General features: G+C 61.7%; 15 protein-coding genes. 10 read left to right on the top strand and 5 right to left on the bottom strand.

All coding sequences use genetic code 11. The features are described from left to right. Nucleotides 1-199 precede the first annotated feature (199 nt). From EGJ86_RS10730 to EGJ86_RS10715, 4 genes are all read left to right on the top strand, one after another. Nucleotides 200-1,114: a LysR family transcriptional regulator gene (locus tag EGJ86_RS10730; RefSeq protein WP_055985639.1), complete on the top strand. Its 915-nt coding sequence runs from the start codon at nucleotides 200-202 to the stop codon at nucleotides 1,112-1,114. Between the two features lie 186 nt (nucleotides 1,115-1,300). After that, nucleotides 1,301-2,539 (top strand): multidrug efflux RND transporter periplasmic adaptor subunit MexE, encoded by a 1,239-nt coding sequence (gene mexE, locus EGJ86_RS10725; protein WP_055985636.1) that lies wholly within the window; start codon nucleotides 1,301-1,303, stop codon nucleotides 2,537-2,539. A gap of 29 nt (nucleotides 2,540-2,568) precedes the next feature. Beyond that, the gene (locus EGJ86_RS10720; protein WP_125835096.1) at nucleotides 2,569-5,748 is read left to right on the top strand and encodes an efflux RND transporter permease subunit; all 3,180 of its coding nucleotides are present in this window, start codon (nucleotides 2,569-2,571) and stop codon (nucleotides 5,746-5,748) included. After that, the gene (locus tag EGJ86_RS10715) at nucleotides 5,745-7,133 is read left to right on the top strand and encodes an efflux transporter outer membrane subunit (RefSeq protein ID WP_125835095.1); all 1,389 of its coding nucleotides are present in this window, start codon (nucleotides 5,745-5,747) and stop codon (nucleotides 7,131-7,133) included. Before EGJ86_RS10720 ends, EGJ86_RS10715 begins: the two co-directional genes overlap by 4 nt. Nucleotides 7,134-7,200: 67 nt before the next feature. Here the strand turns inward: EGJ86_RS10715 and EGJ86_RS10710 are convergent, their stop codons facing one another. After that, entirely contained in the window at nucleotides 7,201-9,057 is a 1,857-nt protein-coding gene (locus tag EGJ86_RS10710) for a diguanylate cyclase (protein WP_125835094.1), read from the bottom strand. A 222-nt stretch (nucleotides 9,058-9,279) separates the two neighbouring features. On the opposite strand from EGJ86_RS10710, the gene EGJ86_RS10705 reads away from it, so the two are divergent. Continuing rightward, the gene (locus tag EGJ86_RS10705) at nucleotides 9,280-9,633 is read left to right on the top strand and encodes an MmcQ/YjbR family DNA-binding protein (protein WP_125835093.1); all 354 of its coding nucleotides are present in this window, start codon (nucleotides 9,280-9,282) and stop codon (nucleotides 9,631-9,633) included. On the opposite strand, the gene EGJ86_RS10700 is transcribed toward EGJ86_RS10705, so the two are convergent. Together EGJ86_RS10700 and EGJ86_RS10695 are read right to left on the bottom strand one after the other, a co-directional pair. Next, nucleotides 9,619-10,341, bottom strand: coding sequence for a cold shock and DUF1294 domain-containing protein (locus tag EGJ86_RS10700; RefSeq protein ID WP_125835092.1), 723 nt, complete (start codon nucleotides 10,339-10,341; stop codon nucleotides 9,619-9,621). The genes EGJ86_RS10705 and EGJ86_RS10700 overlap by 15 nt on opposite strands. Next, entirely contained in the window at nucleotides 10,338-11,168 is an 831-nt protein-coding gene (locus EGJ86_RS10695; protein WP_099524084.1) for an undecaprenyl-diphosphate phosphatase, read from the bottom strand. Before EGJ86_RS10695 ends, EGJ86_RS10700 begins: the two co-directional genes overlap by 4 nt. A gap of 249 nt (nucleotides 11,169-11,417) precedes the next feature. Between EGJ86_RS10695 and EGJ86_RS10690 the strand changes: the two genes are divergently transcribed. Genes EGJ86_RS10690 through EGJ86_RS10675 form a run of 4 tightly spaced genes read left to right on the top strand, consistent with a single transcriptional unit; the run spans nucleotide 11,418 to nucleotide 14,842 of the window. Then, nucleotides 11,418-13,052 carry a methyl-accepting chemotaxis protein gene (locus EGJ86_RS10690; protein WP_125835091.1) on the top strand — a complete coding sequence of 545 codons (1,635 nt, stop codon included), beginning with the start codon at nucleotides 11,418-11,420 and terminating at the stop codon, nucleotides 13,050-13,052. A 7-nt stretch (nucleotides 13,053-13,059) separates the two neighbouring features. Continuing rightward, nucleotides 13,060-13,674 (top strand): hypothetical protein, encoded by a 615-nt coding sequence (locus EGJ86_RS10685; protein ID WP_125835090.1) that lies wholly within the window; start codon nucleotides 13,060-13,062, stop codon nucleotides 13,672-13,674. Nucleotides 13,675-13,724: 50 nt separating this feature from the next. Further along, complete coding sequence (pnuC, locus tag EGJ86_RS10680) at nucleotides 13,725-14,294, top strand: nicotinamide riboside transporter PnuC (RefSeq protein WP_125835089.1); 570 nt, start codon at nucleotides 13,725-13,727, stop codon at nucleotides 14,292-14,294. After that, nucleotides 14,291-14,842 carry an AAA family ATPase gene (locus EGJ86_RS10675; protein WP_125835088.1) on the top strand — a complete coding sequence of 184 codons (552 nt, stop codon included), beginning with the start codon at nucleotides 14,291-14,293 and terminating at the stop codon, nucleotides 14,840-14,842. The genes pnuC and EGJ86_RS10675 overlap by 4 nt, the downstream gene beginning before the upstream one ends. On the opposite strand, the gene EGJ86_RS10670 is transcribed toward EGJ86_RS10675, so the two are convergent. Next, nucleotides 14,810-15,277, bottom strand: a complete 468-nt coding sequence (locus EGJ86_RS10670) for a DUF3429 domain-containing protein (RefSeq protein ID WP_099524076.1) — start codon at nucleotides 15,275-15,277, stop codon at nucleotides 14,810-14,812. The genes EGJ86_RS10675 and EGJ86_RS10670 overlap by 33 nt on opposite strands. Nucleotides 15,278-15,345: 68 nt before the next feature. Further along, a complete protein-coding gene (locus tag EGJ86_RS10665) occupies nucleotides 15,346-16,557 on the bottom strand; it encodes a sigma-54 dependent transcriptional regulator (protein ID WP_177432818.1) in 1,212 nt (403 codons plus the stop codon). Between the two features lie 227 nt (nucleotides 16,558-16,784). Between EGJ86_RS10665 and EGJ86_RS10660 the strand changes: the two genes are divergently transcribed. Further along, nucleotides 16,785-18,659 carry a di-heme-cytochrome C peroxidase gene (locus EGJ86_RS10660; RefSeq protein ID WP_125835087.1) on the top strand — a complete coding sequence of 625 codons (1,875 nt, stop codon included), beginning with the start codon at nucleotides 16,785-16,787 and terminating at the stop codon, nucleotides 18,657-18,659. Nucleotides 18,660-18,680: the final 21 nt, after the last annotated feature.

Genomic DNA, 18,680 nt, shown 5'->3' with positions numbered 1-18,680 from the left:
CGCGGATTAACACTTCAATGACTGTGGACTCTATCCGCTGTGCGGCGGCGACACTATCAGACTCTATCGATAGTCTTCATGCCTGTCAGTGATTCAGCAGCTTTCAATCCGCTGCACACTGCCCGTACTATTGCCCGGGCAAAGGCTCTCATTTGCAGCGCCGTGCTGACAAGGCCCGTATCCCTCGAATGGTACCCGGATGAACCGCAACGACCTGCGTCGCCTCGATCTGAACCTGCTGATCGTCTTCGAGACCTTGATGCACGAGCGCAGTGTGACGCGGGCTGCAGAGAAGCTGTTTCTCGGCCAACCCGCCATCAGTGCGGCGCTGGCTCGTCTGCGTACCCTGTTCGATGACCCACTGTTCGTGCGTACCGGGCGCAGCATGGAACCGACACCGCGCGCGCAGGAGATCTTCGCCCTGCTCTCGCCGGCGCTGGACTCGATCTCCACCGCTGTCAGCCGCGCCTCAGACTTCGATCCTGCTACCAGCAAGGCGGTGTTTCGCATCGGCCTGTCCGATGACGTCGAGTTCGCCCTGCTACCCGCCCTCCTGCGCCGTATGCGCGCTGAAGCCCCAGGTGTGGTGCTGGTGATTCGCCGCACCAACTACCTGATGATGCCGGGGCTGCTGGCGTCGGGCGAAATCTCGGTGGGCGTTGCCTACACCGAGGAGCTGCCGGCCAACGCCAAACGCAAGGTTCTCCGCCGCAGCAAGGCCAAGCTGCTGCGTGCCGACACCGTACCCGGGGCACTGAGCCTCGACGATTATTGCGCGCGTCCGCATGCGCTGGTGTCATTCGCCGGAGACCTTACCGGCTTCATCGACGATGAGCTGGCCAAGGTCGGGCGCGAGCGCCACATCGTACTGGCCGTGCCGCAGTTCAACGGCCTGGCGACCCTGCTGGCGGAAACCGATATCGTCGCCAGCGTGCCGGACTACACCGCCGCCGCCTTGACCGCAGCTGGCGGCCTGCGCGCCGAGGAGCTGCCGCTGGAAACGCAGACCTTCGAGCTGCATATGGCCTGGCGCGGCGCCCAGGACAATGACCCGGCCGAGCGCTGGCTACGTTCGCGCATTCAGATGTTCTGCGGCGACCCGGACAGCCTCTGATAAATATCTGGAAATGCACCATCCAAGTGCTTTCAGGAACCTTGGCGCACCCTCATAGATCGAAATTGATATAAGTCCGTCTTTTATCATTCCCGCTGATATTGAAATTCATGGCATTCGATTCGTAGCCCTCCAAGACTCGTCGCAGACTCCGCCAATCCACAAATCCGACTGGCGGAGTCACCCATGGAACAGCAGCACAAGAACATCTGGATATTCCCCCTGGCCCTCGCCGGCGTCCTCGCACTCAGCGGCTGCGAACAGGCTGCGCAGACTCAGGCGCAAATGCCCGCACCCAAGGTCAGCGTTGCCGAAGTGATCGAGCAGCCGATCAACGAATGGGACGAGTTCACCGGGCGCCTCGAAGCACCGCAATCCGTCGAAATCCGCCCACGCGTCTCCGGTTACATCGACAAGGTCGCCTTCAACGAAGGCACGCTGGTGAAGAAAGGCGACCTGCTGTTCCAGATCGACCCACGTCCATTCCAGGCTGAAGTCAAACGTCTCGAAGCCCAGCTGCAACAGGCTCGTGCCAGCCAGGCCCGCGCCGCCAACGAAGCCCGCCGCGGCGAACGCCTGCGTCAGAGCAACGCCATTTCCGCTGAGCTGGCCGATGCCCGTACCAGCGCCGCCACCGAAGCTCAGGCTCAGGTCGCTGCGATTGCTGCCGAACTGGAAAACGCTCGCCTCAACCTTGGCTTCACGCGCATCACCGCGCCCATCGATGGCCGGGTCAGCCGCGCAGAAATCACCGAAGGCAACCTGGTTGGTGCCGGCGAAAGCCTGCTGACCTCGGTGGTTTCCACCGACAAGGTCTACGCCTACTTCGATGCCGATGAGCGTGCCTTCCTCAAGTACATCGAGCTGGCTCGTCAATCCGGCGCCGACGCCCGTGGTGCCAGCCCGGTATATCTCGGCCTGTCCGATGAAACCGACCACCCGCACCTTGGCCAGTTGGACTTTCTCGACAATCAGGTCAACCCGCGCACCGGCACCATTCGTGGCCGCGCCGTGTTCGACAACCAGGATGGTCGCTTTACCCCGGGTCTGTACGCGCGCCTGAAACTGGTTGGCAGCAAGCCCTACGCTGCCACTCTGATCAAGGACGAAGCCGTCGGCACCGACCTTGGCAAGAAGTACGTGCTGGTGCTGGGCGACGACAACGCCGTGGCCTATCGCTCCATCGAGCTGGGGCCGAAGCTCGAAGGCCTGCGCATCGTGCGTAGCGGCCTGAGCAAGGGCGAGAAGATTGTCGTCAATGGCCTGCAGCGCGCCATGCCCGGCTCCACCGTCGATCCGCAACCCGTGTCCATGGCCGATGACAGCACCCTCGAACAACTGGCCCGCATGCGCCAGGCCGTCGATGGCAGCCAGGCCCCGCGTGTTGCCGCTGAAAAAATCGAAGCTCGCTCGCCGCGCGGCTGATCAAGCCCGCGCGTCTAGAGGAAAGACCCATGAACTTCTCGCAATTCTTCATCCAGCGGCCGATCTTCGCCGCGGTGCTGTCACTGCTGATCCTGATCGGCGGCGCCATCTCGCTGTTCCAGCTACCGATCAGCGAATACCCGGAAGTGGTACCGCCTACCGTCGTGGTGCGTGCCGATTTCCCCGGCGCCAACCCCAAGGTGATCGGTGAAACCGTCGCTTCGCCGCTGGAACAGGCCATCGTCGGCGTCGAGGGCATGCTCTACATGTCGTCGCAGTCGACCATCGACGGTCGCCTGACGTTGACCGTGACCTTCGCCCTCGGCACCGATCTGGACAACGCTCAGGTGCAGGTGCAGAACCGCGTCACCCGCACCATGCCGACACTGCCCACTGAAGTGCAGCGTCTTGGCGTGACCGTGGACAAGGCCTCCCCGGACCTGACCATGGTGGTGCACCTGACCTCGCCGGATCAGCGCTACGACATGCTTTATCTGTCCAACTACGCCGCGCTCAACGTCAAGGACGAGCTGGCGCGCCTGGACGGCGTCGGCGACGTGCAGTTGTTCGGCATGGGCAACTATTCGCTGCGCGTGTGGCTCGACCCGAACAAGGTAGCCTCGCGCGGTCTCACCGCCACCGACGTGGTCACCGCCATTCGCGAACAGAACCGTCAGGTCGCCGCCGGTGCGCTCGGCGCGCCGCCTTCCGATGCAGGCAACAGCTTCCAGCTGTCGATCAACGCCCAGGGCCGCCTGGTCAGCGAGGAAGAGTTCGAGAACATCATCATCCGCGTCGGTGACAACGGCGAGATTACTCGTCTGCGCGACATCGCCCGCGTCGAACTGGGCTCCAACCAATACGCCCTGCGCTCGTTGCTGGACAACCAGCCGGCGGTCGCCATCCCGGTGTTCCAACGTCCCGGCTCCAATGCCATCGATATTTCCGACTCGGTGCGCGAGCGCATGGCCGAGCTGAAGAAGTCCTTCCCGCAAGGCATGGACTACGAAGTGGTGTATGACCCGACCATCTTCGTCCGCGGCTCCATCGAGGCAGTGGTGCACACCCTGCTCGAAGCCGTCGTGCTGGTGGTGCTGGTGGTCGTGCTGTTCCTGCAGACCTGGCGCGCCTCGATCATCCCCCTGGCTGCCGTACCTGTGTCCTTGATCGGCACCTTCGCGGTCATGCACATGTTCGGTTTCTCGCTCAACGCCCTGTCGCTGTTCGGCCTGGTGCTGGCCATCGGTATCGTGGTGGACGACGCCATCGTCGTGGTGGAGAACGTCGAACGTAACATCGCGCTGGGCAAATCGCCGGTCGAGGCCACTCGCCAGGCCATGAAAGAGGTGACCGGCCCCATCGTCGCCACCGCCCTGGTGCTGTGCGCCGTGTTCGTGCCGACGGCCTTCATCTCCGGCCTGTCTGGCCAGTTCTACCAGCAGTTCGCACTGACCATCGCCATTTCCACGGTGATCTCGGCCATCAACTCGCTGACCCTGTCGCCGGCCCTCGCTGCCATCTTGCTCAAGGACCATCACGCACCGAAAGATGCCTTCTCTCGCGGGCTCGACAAGCTGTTCGGTGGCTGGCTGTTTGCCCCGTTCAACCGCATGTTCGAGCGCGCCAGTAACCGCTACGTCGGTACCGTGCGTCGCGTACTGCGTGGCAGCAGCATCGCCATGCTGATCTACGGTGGCCTGCTGGTGCTCGGTTACCTGGGTTTCTCCAGCACGCCGGCCGGTTTCGTGCCGCAGCAGGACAAGCAGTATCTGGTGGCCTTCGCCCAGTTGCCCGACGCGGCGACCCTCGATCGCACCGAAGTGGTGATCAAGCGCATGAGCGAAATCGCCAGCAAACATCCGGGCGTGGAAAACACCGTGGCCTTCCCGGGCCTGTCGATCAACGGCTTCACCAACAGCCCCAACAGCGGCATCGTTTTCGTCACGCTCAAGGACTTCGGCCTGCGCAAGGACGAAAGCATGTCTGCCGGCGCCATTGCAGCCGAGCTCAACGGCCAGTTCAGTGAGATTCAGGAGGCCTACCTCGCCATCTTCCCACCGCCGCCGGTACAGGGCCTGGGCACCATTGGCGGCTTCCGCCTGCAGATCCAGGACCGTGGCAACCTGGGCTATGAAGAGCTGTATACGCAGACCCAGAACATCCTCAACAAGGCCCGTCAGTTGCCGGAGCTGAGCCCGATGTCGGTGTTCACCAGCTACCAGGTCAACGTGCCGCAGGTCGATGCCGCCATCGACCGCGAGAAGGCCAAGACCCACGGTGTGGCCATCAGCGATATCTTCGACACCCTGCAGGTGTACCTGGGCTCGCTGTATGCCAACGACTTCAACCGTTTCGGCCGCACCTACCAGGTCAACGTCCAGGCCGACCAGCAATTCCGCCTGGAGCCGGAGCAGATCGGTCAGCTCAAGGTACGCAACAACCGTGGCGAGATGGTGCCGCTGTCGACCTTCGTCAAGGTCGATGACAGCGCAGGTCCGGATCGGGTGATGCACTACAACGGCTTCCTCACTGCCGAGATCAACGGTGCCGCCGCGCCGGGTTACAGCTCGGGCCAGGCCGAAGCGGCCATCGCCAAACTGCTCAACGAGGAACTGCCGATCGGTATGACCTTCGAGTGGACGGATCTGACCTACCAGCAGATCCTCGCCGGCAATACCGCGATCTTCATCTTCCCGCTCTGCGTGCTGCTGGCCTTCCTTGTGCTGGCCGCCCAGTACGAAAGCTGGAGCCTGCCGCTGGCGGTGATTCTGATCGTGCCGATCGTGCTCTTCACCGCCATCACCGGGGTGATCATCGCGGGTCTCGACAACAACATCTTCACCCAGATTGGCTTGATCGTACTGGTAGGCCTGGCCTGCAAGAACGCGATCCTGATCGTCGAGTTCGCCAAGGAGAAACAGGAAGAAGGGCTTGATCGTGTCGCGGCCGTGCTCGAGGCCTGCCGCCTGCGTCTGCGCCCGATCCTGATGACCTCGATCGCCTTCATCATGGCCGTGGTGCCGCTGGTGCTGTCCAGCGGTGCAGGTGCCGAGATGCGCCACTCCATGGGTGTGGCGGTGTTCTCCGGGATGATCGGTGTGACCTTCTTCGGTCTGCTGCTGACGCCTGTGTTCTATGTCCTGATTCGCGGCTCCGTCGAAAAACGCGAAGCCCGCAAAGCCGCCCGTCTGCAGGAGTCGCATGCATGAAAGCCTTTGCCCCCGCTCTCCTGACCCTGGCGCTGTCGGCATGCGCCGTCGGCCCGGACTACCGAGCGCCTGTAACCGACCCGGCGCGCATCGCCGCGCTGGAAGCGGCCGATTATGACCGTAGCCGTTTCGAAGCCGCCTGGTGGCAGCAGTTCGACGACCCGACGCTGAACCAGCTGGTGCAGCGCTCGCTTCAGGACAACCGCGAGCTGCGCGTCGCCTTCAATCGCCTGCGTGCGGCGCGGGCGATTCGTGATGACGTGGCCCATGACCGTTTCCCCACCGTTACCAGCCGCGCCAGTGGTGAGTTCGGCAAGGCCCAGCAGCCTCCGACCACGGACGAACGTATTCGTCAGGAACGCTACGACCTGGGCCTGGACATGGCCTGGGAAGTGGACCTGTTCGGCCGTATCCAGCGCCAACTGGAAGCCAGCGAAGCACGCATCGAAGTGGCTGAAGCGGATTATTACCAGCTGCAGGTCAGCCTGATCGCCGAGCTGGTCGATGCCTACGGCACCCTGCGCGGCGCGCAATTACGCGAAAGCATCGCCCGTGAAAACCTGAAGAATCAGCAGGATTCGCGTTCCATCACCGAGCAATTGCGCGATGCCGGCGTTGGCAACGAGCTGGACGTACTGCGTGCCGATGCCCGCCTGGCCGCCACCGAAGCCAGCCTGCCGCAACTGCAGGCCCAACAGGTGCGTGCGCAAAACCGCATCGCCACCCTGCTTGGCCAACGCCCGGAGCAGTTGCAGATCGATCTGTCGCCCAAACCGCTACCGGTGATTGCCAAGGCGTTGCCCATCGGCAACCCGGGCGAACTGCTGCGCCGCCGCCCGGATATCCAGGCGGCCGAGCGTCAGTTGGCGGCGGCCACGGCAGAGGTCGGCGTAGCGACTGCTGACCTGTTTCCACGGGTCAGCCTCTCCGGCTTTCTCGGTTTTACCGCCGGGCGCGGCTCACAGCTGGGCTCCTCAGCTGCCCGCGCCTGGGGCGTAGCACCGAGCATCAGCTGGGCGGCCTTCGATCTCGGTAGCGTGCGGGCGCGTCTGCGCGGCGCCGAAGCCGAGGCCGATGGTGCGCTATCGCAATACGAGCAGCAGGTGCTGCTGGCGCTGGAGGAATCGGAAAACGCGTTCAGCGACTACGCCAAACGCCAGCAGCGCCTGGTTTCCCTGGTTCGCCAGGCCGAAGCCAGCCGTGCGGCGGCGGATCAAGCGGCGATTCGCTATCGCGAAGGCACGGTAGATTTCCTCGTGCTGCTGGACGCCGAGCGCGAGCGCCTGGCCGCCGAAGATGCCCAGGCCTCTGCGGAGGTCGAGCTGTACAGCGGCATCGTCGCGATCTACAAGGCGCTCGGTGGCGGCTGGCAGCCGCAGGCCTGAACCCACTCTCCCCGGTCGGCGCCCTGCCGGCCCTCCTCAGCCCCAGGGTGGATGCTCCGGGGCTTTTTTATGCCTGCCCATCACACACCACGCGATTGCGACCTTGGCTCTTGGCCCGGTACAACGCTGCATCGGCCCGTTGCAGAAGCGTCTGCGCAGGGCTGTTGGAGTCGCTCTGCATCAAGGCGATGCCGACGCTGATCGTGACGTGCCCCAAAGGCGAACGCTCGTGTGACAGCGTCAATGCTTCGACCGCCTTCACCAGTTTCTCTGCCATGCTTTGCGCCCCGGCAAGCCCGGTCGAAGGTGCGAGAAAGACGAATTCCTCACCGCCATAGCGTGCCACCAGGTCGGTGGAACGACTGATGGTTGCTGCCAGGGTATGCGCAATCTGCTGCAGACAGCTATCGCCGGCGGGGTGGCCGTAATGGTCGTTGTAGGCCTTGAACCAGTCGACATCCAGCACGGCCAGGGCCAACGGCTCACCGACACGCTGGGCGCGCTTGCATTCCTTGGCCAAGACCTCGTCGAAGTGCCGACGGTTGGCGATGCCCGTGAGTGCGTCGGTCAGGCTGAGCGTCTCCAGCCGGCTATTGAGTACCTGCAGCTCTTCGGTACGTACGGCAACGCGGTGCTCCAGCTCACGTTCGGAATGCTGCAGGGTTTCCACCAGTTGTTCCTGGGCTTGCAGCAACCTTGCCTGAGCTTGCAGTTTTTCCTGACGCATCACGTTGATGCGGTCGGCCAGTGCGAAGGCCAGCAGCAGCATCTCCAGTGACGAGCCGATCTGCAGGCCGTCTTCCGTAAACGCGTTGGTCGGCAAGATGCCCAGGGCACGCAGGGTCGTGGTGGCACCACCAAGAATCAGCAGGCCGAAGGCAGCAAGAAAGAAGTAGGCGCTGCGCTGGCGCTTGAGGGCGCAGGCCAGCCCTACCCCCATCATCACGAAGGCGGTCAGCAAATAGACGACGATGGCCACTCGTGAGACCTGTGGCAAGGCGACGGCGTAGATCAGTGGGGAAGCCAGGTACAGAGCCACCAACGCCAGCAAACCGCGGTCTACTCGGGGCAACAGGCGTGTGGTCTGCAGCATGCTGCGCATGAACAGCAACATCCCGCTCAGCGCCAGCGATGCGCCGGAGTAATACACCACGTTGGAGTTGAGCGGCAGGCCAAACAATGTCCAGTCGGGCGCCATGCCGTTCTTGATCGTCAAAGCGCAGACGGCGCACAACACGAAGGTCACATAGAGCAGGTAAATCCGCTCACGCAGGGCGATGAACAGCATCAGGTTGAACAGGATCATGGCAATGGCGATCCCCATGTATCCGGCACGCGCCATGTAGTCTTCGCGCTCGTAGGCATGGAACGCCTGCACCGACCAGAGCTGTAACGGCACCAGCAGGCCTATGCTCGACTCGACCCGCAGGTACACCTCTTGCTGAGAGTGCGCAGCCAGGTGCAGCGGGAAGACGAAGTTGCGATTGTCGTAAGCCTTGCCGCCCTGCGGGCGGTCAGCCCCGGTGAACCAGGCGCGATAGCCACCCTGCCCGTCTGGCACGTAGGCATCGACCAGGGATATACGTGGATTGTCGACCACCAGCAGGCGCGTCACCGACTGGTCGCTGGCATTGCCGACGTCAAGACGAAACCAGTAGGCCGAACGGGTGAAGCCCAGTGCGAAGGATGAGCTTTCGACGCGCTCATATCGGAAGCGCTCGCTCACTTCGCGCGAGCTTACGTCCTCCAGCGTCAGCCCTCGCGCGGCATCCTCCAGCATTCCGACATGTGTAGTCAGCGACAGCGGCTGCGTGCCCAGCTGCGCGACGTCGAGATAGCCAACATCGGCCCTTGTCGAGAGTGACAGCAGCAACAGGCTCAGTAACAGCCAGGGAGAGAACCTAAGACGGCGATGGGCTTTCATGGAGGTTTTGACTGAGGCTCGGATGAGCTCCGGCTCGCGCGTGATCACGGGGAGCAGAGTCTACAAGACTCCCCCGAGCGGCGCCAAAACGCCGGATGATCACAGCACTGCGATGCCAATCATCGTCGCCAGCATCTTCATAGACAGCACCAGAAAGCAGGGCTTACGCACTACCCTTCGGTGTCCGATAGACTGCTTGTCGGAATCGCCAGGGACATATCCATGACTGCAGACCAGATCGCCGCTTTCTGCCTCGCCCTACCCGGTGCCCGTGAAGACCTCAAATGGGGCAGCAACCGGGTGTTCTCGGTAGCGGGCAACAAGATGTTCGCCATCCTCGATTTTCTCGGCGAAGACTTGGCCTTCAAGGTCGATAACGACCTGTTTCTCGGCTATGTCGACCGCCCGGGCATCCGCCCTACCCCGTATCTGGCGCGCGCTCACTGGGTCAGCATGAGCGCCCAGCGATTGCCGTTGGGCGACGATGAACTGCGCCAGTTACTGACGCGCTCGCATCAACTGGTGGTGCGCAAGCTGCCCAAACGCCTGCAACCCGGCCTGCTACTGGACGAATAAGGGGATATGACGGGCGATATAGGCGCCATCGAGCAACAGCAGATCGATCCAGAACAACTGATGACCGGCGACGATCAGCCAGAAAACCGCCTGATAGGACGCTTTGCGCGTTTTGTGCCGGAACGCCTGCTGAGCGATCAGCGCGCCTGGCCAACCACCGGCCAGCTCAACCAGGTGCAGGGTGTTTTCTGCCGTGCGCTGACCACCGCTCTGAGCGCTACGTTTATCCAGCCAGTACTGCATAAAGCTCAGCAGGCTGGCCAGCAGATAGAGCGGTAGCATCCACCAGAGCCCCTTGCCGAACAGTGTCACGGAGCCGAGCAATGGCAGGATGCAGAGTAATACGAACATCACGGCCTTGCCGGAGAAATTCTGGATAGTCCCCTGCGCCGCTGACCGCTGCGTGGGTTTGGCAACAGGCTTTCGCGTTGCGGGCGCGGCCTTGACAGGCGCTTTCGGTTTACGCCGAATCGCCTGGCGATCGAGGCTGAGCTCACCAGCCAGGCGCAAGTGCTCGGCACGTGGCCGCCCTCGCTCGTCACGCCCCGCGATGAACAACACCTCGTCACCTGGCTGCGGGCGGCGATCACCGCGCATCACAGAGATATGCGCGAATACCTCGCCCCCTCCGTCCTGCGGCTGGATGAAGCCAAAGCCTTTGGCGTCGTCCCAGCTTTTCAGACGCCCCTTGCGCTCGTTACCGATCACGGTTGCGCCGTACTCCAGTCGATCAGGTGCAACTGCCAGGTGGCGAGAATCACCAGGCCGAAAGCGATGCGGTACCAGGCGAACACCGCGTAACTGTGGCTGGTGATGAACTTGAGCAAGGCGCGCACGGTGATCATCGCCACGATGAAGGTGCTGACGAAACCGATGGCGAAGATCGGCAAGTCACTCATCTGCAGGATGTCGCGGTACTTGAACAGCGAATAGACCGTGGCCGCGACCATGGTCGGCATGGCCAAAAAGAACGAGAACTCGGTCGCGGCCTTGCGCGACAGCCCGAATACCAGGCCGCCGATGATGGTGGCGCCTGAGCGTGACGTGCCCGGAATCAGCGCCAGGCATTGCGCAAAACCAACCTTGAGCGCCAGTTTCCAGGTCATGTCGTCGACCGACTCGGCCTTGATCGCGTGTTCGCGCTTCTCCGCCCAGAGCATGATGACGCCACCGATGATCAACGCCATGGCCACGGTGATCGGATTGAACAGCCAGTGCTCGATCAGATCGGCGAAGGCCAGGCCGAAGATCACCGCAGGGATGAACGCCAAAAGTAGATTGAAGGTGAAACGCTGGGCTTTCGGGTCACTGGGCAAGCCCACGACCACGCCGAGTACTTTCGCTCGAAATTCCCAGATAACGGCCAGAATGGCGCCGAGCTGGATGATGATCTTGAACGCCGTCGCGGTTTCGCCATTGAAGCCCAGCAGGTCACCGACCACGATCAGGTGTCCGGTACTGGAAATCGGCAGGAACTCGGTCAGGCCTTCCACTATGCCCAGAATCAGGGCCTGAAAGGCCATCCAGATATCCATCAAATCCCCCAAAGCGTGGCGACTACCTACGCGTAAATTTAAAACGTGGAGCTTGGCCCCGGCCGTGGGACACAAGTCAGTTGTGGAGGTTCCTGGCAACGGTCTAACGCGGTGCTATTCAGGTTCTTTGCCGGGGTGCCGAAATGCTATCAGACAACTAGAGTGAATAATGCCTCGTTGTGCCAGTATTGCCCTGTGCCACTCGAAGCAACCCTGAAGCCGACAATTACAACAATCAGGAATTCGTCCATGAACAGCTTGCGTAGTCTTCCCATCAGCCGACGTCTTTGGCTGATCCTCGCGTTGGCCATCCTGACGCTGATTTTGCAGGGCGCCTATATGCTGCGCCAGATCCACACCGACCTTTATGCCGGCAAATCGGAAAAGACCGAGCATGTGGTGCAGAGCGCGGCCGGTATTCTCAAGCATTTCCATAGCCTGGAAAGCGCCGGCAGCCTGAGCCGCGAAGAGGCGCAGAAGCAAGCCATGGATGTGGTGCGCGGTTTGCGCTATGACGGCCAGGAGTACTTCTGGATCAACGACCAGACCCCGGTCATGCTGATGCATCCGATGAATGCCAAGCTCGAAGGCCAGAATCTTGGTGGCTTCAAGGACCCGGATGGCAAAGAGCTGTTCAACGAGATGGTCGCTGTGACCCGTAGCAAAGGTGCGGGTCAGGTCGATTATCGCTGGCCCAAACCCGGCGCCACTGACCCGGTACCGAAGATTTCCTATGTCGAGCTGTTCCAACCCTGGGGCTGGATTATTGGCTCCGGCGTCTATGTCGATGATGTCCAGGTGGAGTTCCGGGCTCAGGCGATCAAAGCCATGAGCATCGGTTTGCTGATTGCCGTGCTGCTGGCGGTGCTGGTCGTGCTGATCACGCGCAGCATCGTGCAGCCATTGCAAGCTGCAGTGGACGCCATGGCCAGCATTTCCAGCGGTGAAGGCGACCTGACCCGTAACCTCGACACCCACGGGCGTGACGAACTGACTGCCCTGGCAACCTACTTCAATGCCTTTACCGCAAAGCTGCGCCATGTGATCCGGCAGATGCTCGATTCAGCCGGTTCGCTCGATCAGGCCGCCCGCTCGCTTGGCGACATTTCCAGTGAGGCGCAGCGTCACAGCCAGCAACAGGCGCAGCAGATGGAGCTGGTCGCGACCGCCGTCAACGAGGTGACCTACGGTGTGCAGGACGTGGCGAAGAACGCCGAGCACGCCTCCAGCGAAATGCACACCGCCGAGGACCAGGCCAGACATGGCCAGCAGAACATCGAAGCGAGCCTGCGCCAGATCGATCAGTTGTCGGGCACCATCGACAAGGCCGTCGAGGTGATCCAGTCACTGGCCAGCGAGAGCACGCAGATCGGCAGCGTGCTGGAGGTGATCCGCTCCATCGCCGAGCAAACCAACCTGCTCGCCCTCAACGCTGCCATCGAGGCTGCCCGCGCTGGTGAGCAGGGTCGCGGTTTCGCTGTGGTTGCCGACGAAGTGAGGCTGCTGGCGCAACGTACGCAAACCTCCACCGCAGAAATTCAGGGCATGATCGAGCGTCTTCAGGGCAACTCCGAGGCCGCGGTCAAGGTGATCAACGAAAGCAGTCGCGCCTCCCAACTGACTGTGGAACAAGCCAGCCAGGCCGGCGAAAGCCTCGCCCAGATCGCTCAGTCGCTACGCAACCTGACCGGTCTCAATGCCTCGATCGCCAGCGCCACCCTGCAGCAATCCCACGTGGTGGAGGACATCAATCAGAACGTCACGCAGACGGCAGCGCTGGCCCACAACACCGCCGAGGCTGCCGAGCAGTCGAGCGCGGCCAGCCAGCACCTGAAACAGCTGGCCGACCAGCTCAGTCGTCTGCTTGGGCAGTTCCGCGTATGAGTCGACCATGAGCAGCATGCAGCATCAGGAGGTCGATTTCAGTCGACCACAGAACCAGGACCTGATCTGGGACTTGGACAGCATGGCCCGCCGTGAGCTGGCCGAGCGTTTCATCAAGCTGTTCGAGAACCGCTTGTGCGTCTATTCCGAGTCGGTGGGGCAGTTGTACACCAACTACAGCCTGCACTTCCCCTCCGATCTCGGGCGCAAGATGGTGGTGCTGCCCAATCCCTACGCCTTCCACGACACCCTGCACGGCATCGATAGCCAGGCCATCCGCAAGACGGGCCTGTGCGTGTTGCCGGGCAAGGTTCTGGGTAAACCGGGCCTGCTGCTCAGCACCCAGATCAGGGATGGCGGGCCGGCGCCCAAGACCATGCCCTTCAAACCAGCCCTGGCGCAGATCATCAGCAACCAGAAGAAAATCGGTGATCTGTTCCTGCCGGTGCTGATGAAGGGCGACCTGCGCGAGTTCGACCAGCAGATGCCCTATATCCACCTGCATCGCCTGCAGCTGGCACGCCTGGAGCGACTGTCGAGCTTCGAGCGTGACGACATCCAGCAAACCATCACCCGCAAGCTGCTGATGCTCTATCGACAAGCCGACAGCCTGGTGTGCTGAGCCGCCTGCATCAGTACAATCGCCACCCTTTCCTGATTTGAGGGCGCCAGATGTCCTGGCTCGAACTCGTTGCTGCCGGGCTCGGCATCGTCGCTGTCTGGCTGACGGTCAGACAGAACCCCTGGTGCTGGCCAATCGGCTTGATCATGGTGCTGCTCTACGCCTGGCTGTTCTACGACTGGCGGCTGTATTCCAACTTGCTCTTGCAACTGTTGTTCGCCGCGCTGCAGCTCTACGGTTGGTGGCAGTGGACCCGTGGCGGTGACCGCCACGATGGACGCAAGGTCAGCCGCCTGGGTGTGGTCGCCGTTCTGACTGGATTGCTGATCGGCGCGCTCGGTGCCGGGTTGCTCGGCTACCTTATGGCCACTTACACCGATGCCAGCTCGCCCTGGCTGGATTCGGCACTGACCGCCTTCAGCCTGGTCGCGCAGCTGTGGATGGCGCAGAAACGCCTGCAATGCTGGGCGCTCTGGGTAATGGTCGATATCTGCTACGTGGCCTTCTTCCTTTATAGCGAGCTGTACCTGACTGCAGGTCTCTACGCGGCCTTCACCGCCCTGGCCATAAATGGCTGGCTCACCTGGCGCCGCGATCCGGCGTTGCAGCACGCGTCATGAAAGTCCTGGTGCTGACCGGCCCCGAGTCCAGCGGCAAGAGCTGGCTGGCAGCGCAAATACAGGCGCGCTTCGGTGGCGTGGTGGTGGGCGAGTACGTGCGCCACTTCATCGACGAACAACAGCGCGATACTTGCTACGCCGACATCGCCGAGATCGCGCGCGGCCAGTTGGCCTGGGAGGATGCTGCACGAGCAACCAGGCCGCCGCTGCTGATTCTCGACACGCACCTGCTGAGCAACATGCTCTGGAGCCAATTCCTGTTCGGCGATTGTCCGCACTGGTTGGAGGCCGAGTTGCTGGCGCGTCACTACGACCAGCATCTGTTGCTCGACCCCGCTGGCGTGCCCTGGGTTGAAGATGGCCAGCGTTGCCAGCCACAGTTGGCAGAGCGCCAGGCTTTTCATCAGGCTTGCCGGGGCTGGCTGCAGGGTAACGGGCAGCGTTTCTGCGAACTTTCAGGTGGCTGGGACGAGAGGCGCCAGGCTGCGCTGAAGCAGGTCGCGACGCTGCTCGGCTCAGCGAATCAACACGCTGGCCCAGGCCACTAGCAGGCTCAGGCAGACCACCAGGGTCAACGGCGTACGCAGGGCCGGATACCATTGCGGCGCCAGCCCTACGCGTACTGCGTGCATGTCTGCCAGGTACAGGCCGATAAAGGCAAAAAGGAAAATCGGCAGGGACAAGCCAATCGGCAGTCCACCAGCCAATGCGGCCCAGCCCAGCAAGGGCGGAATTACCGACAGCCCCAGTTGCAGCTTGGCCTTTTCATCGGTTTCCTCCGCACGCATCGCCAAACCCCAGTGAATGGCGCCCATGAAGGCCAGAATCACCGCAGCAAAATCCAGCAGCGCGTCCAGCACGAAAGGCCGCCAGCCCAGGGGAATCACCCAGATCCCCAATGCACCACCAACGAATGGTACCAGCCCGGCATACCCCAGTAATCCGGCCAGTTGCGGCGGTTTCTCGGCCTCGAACGGGTGCATGACGATCTCCTTGCGATGGGGTTGCCGAGCACCTTAGCAGTGTTTCTCAAGCGTTACAGCCATGACCCTCAGCGCAGGCGATGCTTGTGCAACAAGCGATAGAAGGTTGGCCGCGAAATTCCTAGCGTGCGCGCGGCCTGGCTCATGTTGTTGGCATAGTGGCCCAGCACGTCGTTGAGCGCCTGGCGTTCGGCCCGTCGTATGTAGTCCTCCAGCGTCACCGGAGCATCGATGCTCGCTTGTGCCGGGCGCAAACCAAGATCGGCTGCAAGAATCTGCTGACCTTGAGCCAACACCAGGGCGCGTACCACGTGATTGCGCAACTCACGCACATTGCCTGGCCAAGGATGGCTGATCATGGCATCCATCGCTTCCTCGCTGAAATGCCGATGATGCCGTCCGATCACCGCCCCGTGTTGTTTGGCAAAGTGCTCGGCCAGTAGCACCAAATCACCAGGATGTTCGCGTAGATTCGGCGTTTGCAGTTGCTGCGCCGCTAATTGATGAAACAGATCCGGTCTGAAGCGCCCCTGCTGCAGGGCCTGTACCAGCTCGCCTCGGTCCAGGGTCAGTAGATGTGCTCGAGGATGGCACTGCAGGTAGTCCAACAACTTTTGCTGGTCGACCGCAGAGAGCCGAGATGCGTTTTCGAGCAGCACGTTGGTGAAGCTCGAAGCGGCGAGAGACTCGGTTTCGAGAGACTCGGTGCAATCGATAGCGCGCATGGCCTGCGCAGCAAAAGATGAACGCTGGTGGAGCAAGCGCGCCAGCAGATGCTTGCCACTACCGCGCTCCCCACTGATAAACAACGGGCCATCGATACGGCTGAGGCGATCCAACTGTCGGCGTAGGCTGCGCGCTGCAGCACAGTTGCCGAGAAACTGTGGCGCCTGTCGTGCGCTTTTCAATCTGCACAAGCGGGTACCTGTCTGCGCCAGTTGCAAGGTTTCCAGTAACCGGGGCAATTCCACCGGCAATGTCAGCGCGGCGAAGCACCATTCGCCGACCAACTCTTCGCTATTGATCTGCTGCACTCGCTCGGCATCCATCAGCACGATGCAACCAAGCCCAGTCAGTTGCAGTTGCTTGAGCAGCGCATGACTGGGCTGCTGATCGAGGTAAAGCAGGAGTGCATCACCTGTATGGCCGTTGAGTGTTTGTGGCGTGCAGCGCTGCACGCTCCAGCCAGCAGCCTGCAATGGCTGAAATAGCGCTTCACACGCCTCGAATGGATCGAGCACCAGTAGTTGCCGGGGTGCGACGGAAACAGCCTCCAACATACTCCTTCCTTGGCGCCATTATTTTGTAACCCCAATAAAAACAATAATTTGGCGCTCGCAAACGTAAAGCTAGCAAGAACTTTGACGCTTAATGGATCATTTCGCTATATGCGTCGTTCCTGCTGGTTATTGCAGAGTTTTCATAATCACCGCGATGGCATCTTGCCAACAGCCTGCAGTGTTGGCATAACAGGCCGATTAATAAGAACGCTACAAGGAAGTCTCTGATGCGTCTGCTCCGTCGCACCTTGAAACTCGTCATATTGCTGGCACTGATCGGTCTGGCGGTGGTGCTGTATTACATCGCCAACCCCAACCTTCCCACCTATCAGCAGCCCAGCGACTTGCACTACCTGGACCAGTGGAGCGAAGAGCAGCGTCAGACTTATTACTACACGCCGCAGGGCACGACGGTAAAAGGCCTGCGCTATGACTGGATCAGCGCGCTGGAGATGCCGTTCGGCACCGAGAAATTCGCCCGCCTCGATTATCTGGCCCGCTTCGGCTTTCTTACTGACCCCAAACAGCAGCCAAGCGCTCTGAACCCGGCCAATCTGCCGGTTGGTTTTACCCGGCATCAGGACAGCGAAAGCGGCGAGCATTTTCTCGATATCAGTTGCGCCGCCTGCCATACCGGCGAACTGCGCTACAAAGGCCAGGCCGTGCGTATCGATGGCGGTGCCGCCCTGCACTCCCTCGCCTCTACCGTACCGACCCTGCGCGGTGGCGGCTTCGGCCAGGCGCTGGGCATGAGCATGGCCTTCACCTATTACAACCCGCTGAAATTCCGTCGCTTTGCCCAGGAGGTACTGGGCGATCAGTACCCGCAAGGTCGCGACCAACTGCGCGAGGATTTCAAGCAAGTGCTCGACCGGCTGCTGGCGACTGCCTTCAACGACTGGCACCGCGGCCTGTATCCGACAGAAGAAGGCTTTGGCCGTACCGATGCATTCGGTCGTATCGCCAATACCGTATTCGGCGATGTTCTCGATGACGCCAACTACCGCGTCGCCAATGCCCCGGTCAGCTACCCGCAACTCTGGGACATCTGGAAATTCGACTGGGTGCAATGGAATGGCTCGGCCATGCAGCCGATGGCGCGCAACGTTGGTGAAGCCCTTGGCGTCGGCGCCAGCCTGTATCTGCTCGACGAACATGGCAAAGGCGTCGCCGAGGCTGATCGCTACGCCTCCAGCGTGCGCTTGCATGACCTCTACACCCTCGAGGAAACCCTGAAACAACTGCAGCCACCCAAGTGGCCAGAAGCCGTATTCGGCAAGGTGGACCTGCCCCTGGCAAGCCGTGGCAAAGCGCTCTACACCGAGAATTGCGCCTATTGCCATGCCCCCGATCCCAAGCCGCGTGATCAGCGCCTGGCGCCGTCGCGCGATCCCGAGTGGAAGATGCGCGTGGTACCGATCAGCATCGTCGGCACCGACCCAACCACCGCCGACAACATCGCTGACCACCGTTTCGACATCAGTCGCCTGGGCTGGACCAAAGCAGAGCTATCCAAGCTGGACGTGCGTCTGTACGGTGCCAGCCTCGATGAGGTCGATTTCAAGAGTATCTCCAGCGCCAAGGGCCTGGCCTACATCACCGCCTACGTGGAGAACCGCGCCTATCAGGACGCCGGCATAGGCCCGCGCCAGCGCAAGGAAATGGACGGTTATGGCCTGCCCATCGGCGTTCAGGAAAAGCGCGGCTACAAGGCCCGCCCTCTCGACGGCATCTGGGCTACACCGCCCTTCCTGCACAACGGTTCGGTGCCCAACCTGTTCGAGTTGCTCTCCCCCGTATACGAGCGGCAGGCCCAGTTCTGGGTCGGTAACTTCGAATTCGATCCGGAACGCGTGGGTTATCGCAGCGACAAGTTCCCAGGCGGTTTCCTGCTCGATACCCGTGTGACCGGCAACGGCAATGGCGGTCATGAGTTCCGCGATGGTTGCCGCCAGGAAGGCGTCATCGGCCGTGCTCTATCGCCGGACGAACGCCTGGCACTGATCGAATTCCTGAAAGTGCTGGGTAACGCCGAGCTGGAAACTCAGCTCACTGACGTGCCGGTACGAGCCTGGACGCCCGGCCCGAACTGCGAAGGCTGATTTCAACCGATATCTAGAACA

Origin of the sequence: Pseudomonas sp. o96-267, from assembly GCF_003935465.1 — a bacterium.
GTDB classification, from domain to species: Bacteria; Pseudomonadota; Gammaproteobacteria; order Pseudomonadales; family Pseudomonadaceae; genus Aquipseudomonas; species Aquipseudomonas sediminis.
The sequence above is the reverse complement of the archived record's forward strand: the minus strand, read 5'-3'. Positions and strand labels throughout refer to the sequence as shown.

Excerpts from the sequence above, each read along its gene's own strand:
- EGJ86_RS10730 (WP_055985639.1), top strand. The coding sequence starts at position 200 with ATGAACCGCAACGACCTGCGTCGCCTCGATCTGAACCTGCTGATCGTC.
- mexE (WP_055985636.1), top strand. The coding sequence starts at position 1,301 with ATGGAACAGCAGCACAAGAACATCTGGATATTCCCCCTGGCCCTCGCC.
- EGJ86_RS10720 (WP_125835096.1), top strand. The coding sequence starts at position 2,569 with ATGAACTTCTCGCAATTCTTCATCCAGCGGCCGATCTTCGCCGCGGTG.
- EGJ86_RS10715 (WP_125835095.1), top strand. The coding sequence starts at position 5,745 with ATGAAAGCCTTTGCCCCCGCTCTCCTGACCCTGGCGCTGTCGGCATGC.
- EGJ86_RS10710 (WP_125835094.1), bottom strand. The coding sequence starts at position 9,057 with ATGAAAGCCCATCGCCGTCTTAGGTTCTCTCCCTGGCTGTTACTGAGC.
- EGJ86_RS10705 (WP_125835093.1), top strand. The coding sequence starts at position 9,280 with ATGACTGCAGACCAGATCGCCGCTTTCTGCCTCGCCCTACCCGGTGCC.
- EGJ86_RS10695 (WP_099524084.1), bottom strand. The coding sequence starts at position 11,168 with ATGGATATCTGGATGGCCTTTCAGGCCCTGATTCTGGGCATAGTGGAA.
- EGJ86_RS10690 (WP_125835091.1), top strand. The coding sequence starts at position 11,418 with ATGAACAGCTTGCGTAGTCTTCCCATCAGCCGACGTCTTTGGCTGATC.
- EGJ86_RS10685 (WP_125835090.1), top strand. The coding sequence starts at position 13,060 with ATGAGCAGCATGCAGCATCAGGAGGTCGATTTCAGTCGACCACAGAAC.
- pnuC (WP_125835089.1), top strand. The coding sequence starts at position 13,725 with ATGTCCTGGCTCGAACTCGTTGCTGCCGGGCTCGGCATCGTCGCTGTC.
- EGJ86_RS10675 (WP_125835088.1), top strand. The coding sequence starts at position 14,291 with ATGAAAGTCCTGGTGCTGACCGGCCCCGAGTCCAGCGGCAAGAGCTGG.
- EGJ86_RS10670 (WP_099524076.1), bottom strand. The coding sequence starts at position 15,277 with ATGCACCCGTTCGAGGCCGAGAAACCGCCGCAACTGGCCGGATTACTG.
- EGJ86_RS10665 (WP_177432818.1), bottom strand. The coding sequence starts at position 16,557 with ATGTTGGAGGCTGTTTCCGTCGCACCCCGGCAACTACTGGTGCTCGAT.
- EGJ86_RS10660 (WP_125835087.1), top strand. The coding sequence starts at position 16,785 with ATGCGTCTGCTCCGTCGCACCTTGAAACTCGTCATATTGCTGGCACTG.